An 11,585-nucleotide genomic window follows, 5' to 3' on the forward strand; every position below is an offset into this window, starting at 1 on the left:
GGAACCGTCTGGAACCCGACGCGGCATCCGGTATTTAAAGCGGGGGATCGATGGGGCGCCGAGGAGTCGCGGCTGGCGCGACGACGCCCATCGAAACAATATACTTGAGCGCGGCGTCGACCGTCATGTCGAGTTCGACGACTTCGCTCTTCGGCACCATCAGGAAAAAGCCCGACGTGGGATTGGGCGTGGTCGGCACATACACGCTCACGTGATCTTCCTGCAGATGGTTCACCACGTCGCCGCCCGGAATGCCGGTCAGGAACGCGATGGTCCACGAGCCCTTGCGCGGGTACTCGATCAGGAGCGCCTTGCGAAAGGCATTGCCATTGCTGGAAAGCAGTGTATCGGAAACCTGCTGGATGCTTCCATAGAGCGGACCGATGATCGGGATGCGGCGCACCAGCGCATTCCACCATTCGACCAGCTTCTGGCCGATGAAGTTATGCGTGAGCAGGCCCACCACGAAGATGAACGCCAGCGTGAGCACGGCGCCAAGGCCCGGCAGATGGAACGGCGGCCGCCACGACTCCGGCAGCAACAGCAAGGTCTGATCCATCGTGCTGATGACGAGATTCAGCACCCACAGCGTGATGGCCAGCGGCACCAGCACGAGCAGGCCGGTCAGGAATACCGATTTGAAAGTCGCTTTCTTGATCGTCATGTACACGCCATCCAGGCTGCGCGCGTCGCGCAGTGTGTGCGGCCTGGCCCCGGAAAACCGGGCCCGGGCCGCCGGGTTTCAGGTCGAGCCTGCCGTGCTTGCGCTGCTGCTTGCGCCGCTCGTGCTCGACGCAGCGGGTGCGCTCGCGGCAGGCGCAGCGGGCGCGCTGTCGGCTGCCGGCTTGCTGGCTTCGGACGACGACGATGCGCCGTCAGCCTTCGCGCCGGTTGCAGCCGCGCTCGTGCCGCCACCGTTGCCACCGTTGCTATTGCCGCCGCGGAAGTCGGTGACGTACCAGCCCGAGCCCTTGAGCTGGAAGCCGGCAGCAGTAACCTGCTTGCGAAATGCGTCCGCACCGCAGCTTGGGCACTGCGTCAGGGGCGCATCGCTGATCTTCTGCAGGCAGTCCTTGTCGAAGCCGCACGACTCGCAGCGGTAAGCGTAGATCGGCATGATCTCTTTCCTGATGAAACGAGTGAAAGTCAGGCCTGAAAACCTGACAAATGCTTGCAAAGCCTTGAATTATAGCCGCAAACGCTCCCCTGGCCTGGGAATTGCCGGGAGGGGACGAACGTAGCGCACTCGCGTGTAGTTGGGGACGGCTTGCCCCCTATCAAGGGTTTGCAGGTGTTTTCAGGCGCGCGGCGCGCTTTGGGCGGCGTCGCCGCATGCCGTTTCTAGGTGTTGCGCCGCCACGTCAGCCAGCGCTCGCGCCCCTGAAATACGGGCAGCGAGCCCTCGACGCCCTGGTCGTCCATCAGCGTGAAATACGGCGTGAGCAGCGCGTCGAGTTCGGCGCGATCGATGCCGAACGGCGGCCCCTTGGGCGTCTCGCCAATGAAGAAGTAGCCCGCCAGCAGCGCGCCCGGCGCGAGCAGTTCAGCCATGCGGCGTGCGTAATCGGCGCGCTGGGCTTTAGGCAGCGCACACAGGAAGGCGCGTTCGAAGATCCACGCGGGCGCGAACGGCGGCGCGTAGGTGTAGAAGTCGGCTTGCTCGACGACGTTCGCGTAGTCGCCCAGCGCCGCGCGCGCGTGCGCGACGGCAGTCGGCGAGAAGTCGATGGCGCGCACCGTGCGGCCGCGCTCGGCCAGCCAGCGCGCTTCCCACGCGTTGCCGCAGCCGGGAATCAGCACGGCGGCATCGGGATGCGCGGTGGCGAACGCCTCGAAGGCCGGCAGCACGCCCGCCTGGTCCCACGGCGTGAAGCCGCGCTCGAAGCGTTCGTCCCAGAACGCGGGCGCGGCTGGGTCGCGGCTTTCGAATTCGGGCGCCTGGCCGGTTTGCCCTGCTTGCTCCGGCGTTGTCGGGTCGCTCATCGTCTCACTCCTTGTCTGCGGTGGCCTGCGCTGGCTGCACTACGCCTCGATCAACCGCCGTATCCGTAGGCCAGCGCCAGCCACACACGCGCCGCCACCATCCCCACGCCCACCGCCACGCCGAACACCACCAGCCCCTGCAGCAGCCGATTGGTGCGGCGCTGCTCGATGAGAATCTGGCGGATCGCCTCGTCGTTGGCGTGGCCGGGCTCCTGGCGATGCAGCAGCGCCTGATGCACGAGGCGCGGCAACTGCGGCAGTGTCTTGCTCCATTGTGGCGCTTCGATCTTGAAACGCTCGAACCAGCCGCGCAGGCCGATCTGCTCGGTCATCCAGCGCTCCAGATACGGCTTGGCCGTCTTCCAGAGATCCAGTTCGGGATCGAGAGAGCGCCCCAGCCCTTCCACGTTCAGCATGGTCTTTTGCAGCAGCACGAGCTGCGGCTGGATTTCCACGTTGAAGCGGCGCGACGTCTGGAACAGGCGCAGCAGCACCTGACCGAGCGAAATATCCTTGAGCGCGCGATCGAAGTACGGCTCGCAGACCGCGCGGATCGCGCTTTCCAGCTCCTCGACGCGGGTCGTCGGCGGCACCCAGCCCGACTCGATATGCAGCGTCGCCACGCGGTGATAGTCGCGCTTGAAGAAGGCGAGGAAGTTCTGCGCCAGGTAGTTCTTGTCGAAGTCCGACAGCGCGCCGACGATACCGAAGTCCAGCGCGATATAGCGCCCGAAGTGCGCCGGATCAAGGCTCACCTGGATGTTGCCGGGGTGCATATCGGCGTGGAAAAAGCCGTCGCGGAACACCTGCGTGAAGAAGATCTCGACGCCTTCGCGCGCGAGCTTGGGAATGTCCACGCCCGCCGCGCGCAGCCGGTCGACCTGGCTGATCGGCACGCCCACCATGCGCTCCATCACGAGCACATTGGCCGTGCTGAACTCCCAGTACATCTCGGGCACCATCAGCAGATCCAGCCCCGCGAAGTTGCGGCGCAGCTGGCTGCCGTTGGCGGCCTCGCGCATCAGGTCGAGTTCGTCGTGCAGATACTTGTCGAATTCGGCGACCACTTCGCGCGGCTTCAGGCGCTTGCCGTCGGCCCACAGGCGCTCGGCCCACACGGCGATATCGCGCAGCAGCAGCAGGTCGGAGTCGATCACTGGGCGCATGTTCGGGCGCAGCACCTTCACCGCCACGGCCTTGCCCGCGTGCTGGCCCGACTTCACCTTGGCGAAGTGCACCTGCGCGATCGAGGCGCTGGCCACCGGCACGCGCTCGAAATCGTCGAACAGCGTGTCGACGGGCGCGCCCAGCGATTTTTCGATGATGTCGATGGCCACCTGCGATTCGAACGGCGGCACCTGATCCTGAAGCTTGGCGAGCTCATTGGCGATATCGAGCGGCAGCAGGTCGCGCCGCGTCGACAGCACCTGGCCGAACTTCACGAAGATGGGGCCGAGGCTTTCGAGCGCGAGGCGCAGACGCACGCCCGGCGGTTGATCGAACTTGCGGCCAATCGTGGTGATGCGGAGCAGCAGTCTGACGCGCCGGTCATTGATCCGGCTCAACATCATTTCGTCGAGACCGAAGCGGATAACCGTAAAAACAATCTTCAGGAAACGCAGAAAACGCATGTCTTAATTGCCTTGTAGCGGGCTCGGGCCGCGCGAGGCCGGGTGCTGAACCCCGCCTGCGCCGCGCGCTTGTGTTTTTTGTTCAAGGCGCTCGATGCGCTTTTCGACGCGCGCGAGCGCATCGCGCGCGCGGGACAGCTCGGTGTTGAAGCTGTCGAGCTCGGCGTGCCGCACGAGTTGCGGCTGTTCGTCGAGCAGATACTCGGTCACGGAGCCCAGCACGTTGCGGCCGGTGCGCATCGCCTGCTGGTGCGCGGCGCGCGCGAACGACGCAATGCGCGAGGCCGGCGCGTCACCGATCAGCTTCGCGAGATCCTCCTCTGGCTCCCAGCGCAGGTGCTCGGCGAGCTTGCCGATGATCTGCGCGAATTCGGCGTCGCCTTCGATCTTGACGTGCTTCATGACGGCGGACTGGCCGCCCTGGACATACGAGGACAGCGCGCCCGCCGGCAGCGAGAGCGCGACATCGGCGTGACCCGCGTCCTGCTCCTCCACTGCCGCCAGATAGCCGTCAGGCTGCACGAGCATGGTGAGAACGACGGGCGGACAGGACAGGCGCGCCGTCTTGCCGGCGTAAGGAGCGAGGCGGTTGCGGGCCCACGATTCGCGGGCGAGCAGGTGATTGACAGCGGCGGCGAAGGGCTTGGCGGCGAGAGTCATCGGCTTGGAAATAAAAAAACCCGCGCGGGCATCGAGCTCGCGCGGGTTCCTATTGTAGCGTTCGAGGCGCAAGGCCGCGCCGCCACAGGGCGCGCGCTAGTGGGCCACGCCGTCGAATGTGCTCAGTGCGTCGCTCAATGCGACTCGACCTGCTGGATGCCCGCGAGCAGCCAGCCTTCGCCTGTCGAGCGCGACTTCGACAGATTCCAGATCTCGACGAACGGCTCGGCGGCAGCGCCCGCCTCTTCGCGGATCAGGCCGGAGAAGCGCACGCTCGCCAGGTAGTCGCTGCCGCGCTCGTCGACCGCCAGCAGGTCGGCGTTGAGCTGCACGACGTCGGTCTGGTTGCTCTGCGCGCCACGGCTCGCGAGGTCGACGCGGATCTCCGCGAACATCTCGGGCGTGGTGAATTCGCGGATGTCCTCGATATTGCCCACGTCCCATGCGGCCTGCAGTCGCACGAAGTAGACCTTGGCGTTACGCAGGAAGGATTCGGTGTCGAAGCCCGCGGGCACGTCAGGCGCGGCGCTGATCTGCGGCGTGGTCAGCGGCTGCGCTTCGGGCGCGAGGTACTGGCCCGTGGGCGGCGCGGTGTAGCGCGGCTCCTGCGGACGGTAACCACCCGCCTGGTTCAGGCTCGCCCCACCCGTCTGATACGCGGGCTGCGACTCGCGACGGCGGCTCATGAACTTGCGGATCAGCCAGATGGCGACGAACGCGATCAGTGCAATCACGATCATGTTGGCCATCATGCCGGCGAACGCTTCGCCCAGACCAAAGTGCGAGAGCAGTGCTGCAATGCCCAGACCGGCCGCGAGACCCGCGATCGGCCCGAGCCAGCGGTTGCGCGCCGGTGCGGGCGTGGGCGCCGGCGTGGGTGCGCCGGGTTGGGCGCGCTGCGCGCCGGCTTGCTGCGTGGGGCTGGGTTGCGCGGGCGGCGGCGTGGTGCTGCGCTGCGACGCCACCGACGACTGACGGCCCAGGCTGCGTCCGCCACCCATGCGTCTTGCTTCAGCGTCGAGCGAGGCCAGGCTGCCTGCCACGATCGCGCCAATCACTGCGAAAGTGCCAATCCGCCTCGCCCAAGACGTTGAAAGCTTTTTGGAAGCTGAACTACAGGTCTCAGACATGGCGAAATTTCCTTTAAAGACAGTGATTTAGGAACATTAGTATTTTGTCCCGACGTGTAAGGCTACCACGCCAGCTGACAAATTGTAATATTTGACGGCGTCGAGGCCGACTTGTTCCATCATCGTCTTCAATGTTTCCTGGTCAGGATGCATGCGGATCGACTCCGCGAGGTACTGGTAACTGTCCGCGTCCTGGGCAAAGCGTTTGCCGAGCCACGGCAGCACCTTGAACGAATAGACATCGTAAGCCTTCTTGAGCGGCTCCCAGACCTTCGAGAATTCGAGCACCATCACGCGGCCGCCCGGCTTGATGACGCGGCGCATTTCGGCGAGCGCGCGATCCTTGTGGGTCATGTTGCGCAGGCCGAAGGCCACCGTCACCAGATCGAAGTAGTTGTCCGGGAACGGAATCTTCTCCGCGTCGCACAGCAGCGCGGGCGTGATCACGCCCTTGTCGATCAGGCGGTCGCGGCCCACGCGCAGCATCGATTCGTTGATGTCGGTGTGCCAGACTTCGCCGCTCGGGCCGGCCTTCTTCGCGAACGCCATCGACAGGTCGCCCGTGCCGCCCGCGATGTCGAGCACCTTCGCGCCCGGACGGATGTTCGCCTGTGCGATCGTGAAAGCCTTCCAGGCGCGGTGCAGCCCGCCCGACATCAGATCGTTCATCAGGTCGTAGTTCGAGGCGACCGAGTGGAACACACCGGCCACCTTCTTCGCCTTGTCCTGTTCGTCGACTGTCTGATAGCCGAAGTGGGTTTTGCTCATCGCGCTCGTCCTTTCGCGGGTCTTGAACCGGATCGTGTCCGGATCTTTTTAGATGGAGTGCGCCGCGCCCCTCGCGCGGCGGCTGGATCGTAACAGGAAGCGTCAGTGGCAGTGGCCGTGCGCGGCAGCGCCGGGTGGTAACTGCGCTGCCATCGGCGCATCGCGCTCGACGCCGGCCGCCTTGAGCTTCGCGAAATACTCGGCCCACAGCGCGTCCTGACGCGTCGCCAGCTCGTAGAGCTGGTCCCAGGAATAGATCCCGGTATTGTGACCGTCGGAGAAAGTGGGTTGCAGCGCGTAGTGACCGACGCCTTCGAGCGCCGTGATCGTCACCTCGCGCTTGCCGGTCTGCAGCGTCTCCTGGCCGGGGCCGTGACCGCGCACCTCGGCGGAGGGCGAAAAAACGCGCATCAGTTCGAACGGAATGCGATAACTCTCGCCGTTCGCATACTGGAGTTCGAGCACACGCGACAGCGCGTGCACCACCACGCCGGTCGGCACCGGCGTATCGGATTTCAGTCCACTCATGATCGTCCCTGATCGAACATTGCGAGCACCGCGCTCATCCTGCACATCCCGCTCATCCGTCAACTAGCGACGCTCACGCCCGCATTCACGACGCCAGCGCCTGCTCCATTTCCTGGCGCACCGCTTCGCGCAGCAGCGTGGCCTGCGCGCGGCGTTGCCCGAGCATCGCCTCGGACACCGTGCGCTGACGCGGCGACCACACCGACATCGGGAAATGCGCGTCGTTGGTGAAGCGCGGAATCACGTGCCAATGAACATGCGGCACCTGGTTGCCGAGGCTCGCCAGGTTCACCTTGGACGGCTGCATGATGCGGCGCAGCGCGCGCTCGACCGCATATACGGCGCGCATAAGGTGTTCCCGGTCGGCATCGGCGAGATCCGAGAACTCGGCGACATGCGTATTCCAGATCACGCGGCAAAAGCCCGGATATTCGGCTTCGGCGGTCGCGAGGACGACGCGCATACGCTCGTCTTCCCACAGCACTTCACCGCCTTCCTCATTACAGAATACGCATCCCATCGTCGTCCTCGAACCCGTGTTACGGAAAAATTGGCGCAGCCATTAGACCAGCACGCGTTCGATTCCGCCATTGTTCGCGTGGTTCACATAGTCGGCCATCCAGTTTTCGCCGAGCACGTGGCGCGCGATCTCCACCACGATGTAATCGGCTTCGATGTTGGCGTCCTCGTTGTAGCGCGACAGGCCCTGGAGGCAGGACGGGCAAGACGTCAGGATCTTGACGTCCTGCGTCGTTCCCTGGCCGCCCGCTTCCTGCTGCGTGGCCGGCTGCACCACGGTCTCACCGCTCACGCCAGACGCGACGATCGGGATATTGCGCAGCTTCGCCGCTCCCTTGCGGAGTTCCTCTTCCTTGCGGAAACGCACCTGCGTCGAAATGTCCGGACGCGTCACCGCGAGCGTGCCCGACTCGCCGCAGCAACGATCGTTCTTCTCGATCTTGTAGCCGTCTTTTTCCGAACCCATGAGTTCGTTGACGAGCTTGACCGGATCCATCGTCTTGATCGGCGTGTGGCACGGGTCGTGGTACATGTAGCGCGTGCCGCTCACGCCATCGAGCTTGATGCCCTTTTCGAGCAGGAACTCGTGGATGTCGATGATGCGGCAGCCCGGGAAAATCTTGTCGAATTCATAACCGGCGAGCTGGTCGTAACACGTGCCGCACGACACCACGACGGTCTTGATGTCGAGGTAGTTCAGCGTGTTCGCCATGCGGTGGAACAGCACGCGGTTGTCCGTCACGATCTTCTCGGCCTTGTCGAACTGGCCCGAGCCGCGCTGCGGATAGCCGCAGCACAGATAGCCCGGCGGCAGCACGGTCTGCACGCCCGCTTCCCACAGCATGGCTTGGGTGGCCAGACCGACCTGCGAGAACAGACGCTCCGAGCCGCAACCCGGGAAGTAGAACACCGCTTCCGAATCCACATTCGTGGTCTTCGGATTGCGAATGATCGGCACGATCTTGTTGTCTTCGATGTCGAGCAGCGCGCGCGCCGTCTTCTTCGGCAGGTTGCCCGGCATCTTCTTGTTGACGAAGTGGATCACCTGCTCGACCACCGGCGCGCGGCCCGTCGATGCAGGCGGATGCGCCGTCTGCTTCTTGACGAACTTCTTGAGCACGTCGTTGCCCAGGCGCTGCGCCTTGTAGCCCACGCCCATCATCGCGGTGCGCGCGAGGTTGATGGTCTGCGGATTGGTGGCGTTCAGGAAGAACATGCCCGCCGCGTTGCCCGCATTGAACTTCTTCTTGCCCATCTTGCGCAGCAGGTTGCGCATGTTCATCGTCACGTCGCCGAAGTCGATCTTGACCGGGCACGGCGTCACGCACTTGTGGCAGACCGTGCAGTGGTCGGCCACGTCGTTGAACTCGTCCCAGTGCTTGATCGACACGCCGCGGCGCGTCTGCTCTTCATACAGGAAGGCTTCGACCAGCAGCGAGGTCGCGAGAATCTTGTTGCGCGGGCTGTACAGCAGGTTCGCGCGCGGCACGTGGGTGGCGCACACCGGCTTGCACTTGCCGCAGCGCAGGCAGTCCTTGACCGACTCGGCGATCGCGCCAATGTCGGACTGCTGCATGATCAGCGATTCGTAGCCCATCAGGCCGAACGACGGCGTGTAGGCGTTGCGCAGGTCGGCGCCTTCGAGCAGCTTGCCCTTGTTGAAGCGGCCTTCCGGATCGACGCGCTGCTTGTAGGCGCGGAATTCGGCGATCTCGTCTTCGGTGAGGAATTCGAGCTTCGTGATGCCGATGCCGTGCTCGCCCGAGATCACGCCGTCGAGCGAACGCGCGAGCTTCATGATGCGCGCCACCGCGACGTGCGCGTCCTGCAGCATCTCGTAGTTGTCCGAGTTCACCGGCAGGTTGGTGTGCACGTTGCCGTCGCCGGCGTGCATGTGCAGCGCCACGAACACGCGCCCGCGCAGCACCTTCTTATGGATCGCCTGGGCTTCGTCGAGGATCGGCTTGAACGCGCCGCCGTTGAAGATCTGGCGCAGTTCGGCACGGATTTCCTGCTTCCACGAGATCCGCACGGTGCGGTCTTGTGTCACATGGAAGACGTTGGCGTCGGGCTGCACGTCCACGCGATCGGCGAACTTTTCCGCCAGCGCTTCGTAACCCAGTTGCACGAGATAGTGCTGCGCCTCGCGCAACGACATGTCGAGCTTTTCGCCCACGAAGCTCCAGCGCTCGCGCACGCGCTTGAGCAGGTCGAGCGCCTGCTGCACGCGGTCTTCGAGCAGCTCCGCCGACGGGATTTCGTTCGCGTCGTCGGTCTTGCCCAGCGGCAGCTTGCCTTCCTTGAAGAACGCTTCGAGCGCGTCGACCAGTTGCAGCTTGTTCTTGATCGACAGTTCGATGTTGATGCGCTCGATGCCGTCCGTGTACTCGCCCATGCGGTTGAGCGGAATCACGACGTCTTCGTTGATCTTGAACGCGTTGGTGTGCTTCGCGATCGCGGCCGTGCGGCTGCGGTCGAGCCAGAAGCGCTTGCGCGCCTCGGCGGAGACCGCCACGAAGCCTTCGCCGCTCTTGCCGTTGGCCATGCGGATGACTTCCGACGTAGCGGTGGCCACCGCATCGGCGTCGTCACCGACGATATCGCCGATCAGCACCATCTTCGGAAACGCGTTGCGCTTGCTCTTGGTCGCATAGCCGACGGCGCGCAGATAGCGCTCGTCCAGATGCTCCAGGCCCGCGAGAATCGCGCCGCCCTGCTTCGAGGTTTCGAACAGGTAGTCCTTGATTTCGACGATGCTCGGGATCGCCTCGCGCGCCTGGCCGAAGAATTCCAGACAGACCGTGCGCGTGTTCGCCGGCATCTTGTGCAGCACCCAGCGCGCCGACGTGATGAGACCGTCGCAGCCTTCCTTCTGGATGCCCGGCAGGCCCGCGAGGAACTTGTCCGTCACGTCCTTGCCGAGGCCTTCCTTACGGAAGCGCTTGCCTTCGATGTCGAGCCATTCCGTCTTCAGCAACTTTTCGCCCGGCGCGTACTCGCCGTCGAACCACTTGAGCTCGAAGCGCGCGACCGGAATGTCGTGGATCTTGCCCATGTTGTGGTCGAGGCGCGTGACTTCGAGCCAGTTGCCCTGCGGATCGACCATGCGCCACCAGGCGAGATTGTCGAGCGCCGTGCCCCACAGCACGGCCTTCTTGCCGCCCGCGTTCATCGCGACGTTGCCGCCAATGCACGAAGCATCCAGCGAGGTCGGGTCGACCGCGAACACGAAGCCCGCCGCATCGGCGGCTTCGGTCACGCGGCGCGTGACGACGCCCGCGCCCGAGAAGATCGTCGCGACCTTGCGATCGACGCCAGGCAGGTCGGTCATCTCGACCGGGCCGAGCTGTTCGAGCTTTTCGGTGTTGATGACGGCCGAGAACGGCGTGAGCGGCACTGCGCCGCCGGTGTAGCCCGTGCCGCCTCCGCGCGGAATCACGGTCAGGCCGAGTTCGAAACACGCCTTGATGAGACCGGCGATTTCGGCTTCGGTGTCGGGCGTGAGCACCACGAACGGATATTCGACGCGCCAGTCGGTGGCGTCGGTCACGTGCGAGACGCGCGCGATGCCGTCGAAGCGGATGTTGTCCTTCTGCGTGCGCTTGCCAAGCACCTTGGTGGCGCGGCGGCGCAGTTCGGCCATCTTTTCGAATTCGGCGGCGAACTCGTCGATAGCGCGGCGCGCGGCCGAGATCAGCGTCTCCACGCGCGCGGCGCGCTCCAGCCCTTCCTGGTCGTTGTGCTCGACGAGGTCGGCACGGCGGCGCTTTTCGATTTCGGCGATGCGGTGGTTCAGCGCCTCGATCAGCAGCGCGCGGCGCTTCGGGTTGTCGAGCAGATCGTCCTGCAGATACGGATTGCGGCGCACGACCCAGATATCGCCGAGCACTTCGTACAGCATGCGTGCCGAGCGGCCGGTGCGGCGTTCGGCGCGCAGCTCGGCGAGCGCGTTCCAGGCCTCTTCGCCTAGCAGGCGAATGACGATTTCGCGATCCGAAAAGGACGTGTAGTTGTACGGAATCTCGCGCAAGCGCGGTTCGACGTCGGCGGCCACGGCGGCGGCTGCGCCGTGAGGATCGAAAACTTGAGGTGCGTTCATGGTTGGACGACTCTTTGAGCCAGTCCCGCTCAGTGGGCTGCCAGATGGGCAAGCGGCCTGCATGGCGGAAGCTGACGGGGCGCGTGGGGCGCTATTCTGAAATCGAGTCCGCCGGTGGCTCGCGGGTGGCGTGCGGTGGCTGATAGCGGACGAAGGGGGTGGGGAAGCATGGCGGCAGCGCTCACGCCGATGGTTCCCCGGCGCTCGGACTTAGCGACACGATCGTGCGTGGCGGGCATGCCGCTGCGCCGCGGGGCGGGTCTCGCG

Annotated in this window: 10 protein-coding genes; all 10 read right to left on the minus strand. The window is 64.8% G+C overall.

The genetic code is table 11. The features are described from left to right. Positions 1–34: 34 nt before the first annotated feature. Positions 35–664: a DUF502 domain-containing protein gene (locus tag BBA01S_RS19535; protein WP_027817937.1), complete on the minus strand. Its 630-nt coding sequence runs from the start codon at positions 662–664 to the stop codon at positions 35–37. A 78-nt stretch (positions 665–742) separates the two neighbouring features. Then, positions 743–1,117: an FmdB family zinc ribbon protein gene (locus BBA01S_RS19540; protein WP_027817938.1), complete on the minus strand. Its 375-nt coding sequence runs from the start codon at positions 1,115–1,117 to the stop codon at positions 743–745. Positions 1,118–1,341: 224 nt separating this feature from the next. Beyond that, a complete protein-coding gene (locus BBA01S_RS19545; RefSeq protein ID WP_027817939.1) occupies positions 1,342–1,983 on the minus strand; it encodes a methyltransferase domain-containing protein in 642 nt (213 codons plus the stop codon). A 50-nt stretch (positions 1,984–2,033) separates the two neighbouring features. Next, on the minus strand, positions 2,034–3,614 hold the full coding sequence (gene ubiB / locus BBA01S_RS19550) for a ubiquinone biosynthesis regulatory protein kinase UbiB (RefSeq protein ID WP_027817940.1): 1,581 nt from the start codon (positions 3,612–3,614) through the stop codon (positions 2,034–2,036). A 3-nt stretch (positions 3,615–3,617) separates the two neighbouring features. Next, positions 3,618–4,274, minus strand: coding sequence for a ubiquinone biosynthesis accessory factor UbiJ (locus BBA01S_RS41840; RefSeq protein WP_042297567.1), 657 nt, complete (start codon positions 4,272–4,274; stop codon positions 3,618–3,620). 134 nt (positions 4,275–4,408) lie between these two features. Continuing rightward, complete coding sequence (locus tag BBA01S_RS19560) at positions 4,409–5,404, minus strand: Tim44 domain-containing protein (RefSeq protein ID WP_027817941.1); 996 nt, start codon at positions 5,402–5,404, stop codon at positions 4,409–4,411. A gap of 36 nt (positions 5,405–5,440) precedes the next feature. Continuing rightward, a complete protein-coding gene (gene ubiE, locus BBA01S_RS19565) occupies positions 5,441–6,172 on the minus strand; it encodes a bifunctional demethylmenaquinone methyltransferase/2-methoxy-6-polyprenyl-1,4-benzoquinol methylase UbiE (RefSeq protein ID WP_027817942.1) in 732 nt (243 codons plus the stop codon). Positions 6,173–6,274: 102 nt separating this feature from the next. Continuing rightward, a complete protein-coding gene (locus BBA01S_RS19570; protein ID WP_027817943.1) occupies positions 6,275–6,700 on the minus strand; it encodes a gamma-butyrobetaine hydroxylase-like domain-containing protein in 426 nt (141 codons plus the stop codon). An 85-nt stretch (positions 6,701–6,785) separates the two neighbouring features. Continuing rightward, positions 6,786–7,220: an HIT family protein gene (locus tag BBA01S_RS19575; protein ID WP_027817944.1), complete on the minus strand. Its 435-nt coding sequence runs from the start codon at positions 7,218–7,220 to the stop codon at positions 6,786–6,788. A 42-nt stretch (positions 7,221–7,262) separates the two neighbouring features. Next, complete coding sequence (locus tag BBA01S_RS19580) at positions 7,263–11,318, minus strand: DUF3683 domain-containing protein (protein WP_027817945.1); 4,056 nt, start codon at positions 11,316–11,318, stop codon at positions 7,263–7,265. Positions 11,319–11,585: the final 267 nt, after the last annotated feature.

Origin of the sequence: Paraburkholderia bannensis NBRC 103871, assembly GCF_000685015.1 — a bacterium.
GTDB lineage: Bacteria > Pseudomonadota > Gammaproteobacteria > Burkholderiales > Burkholderiaceae > Paraburkholderia > Paraburkholderia bannensis.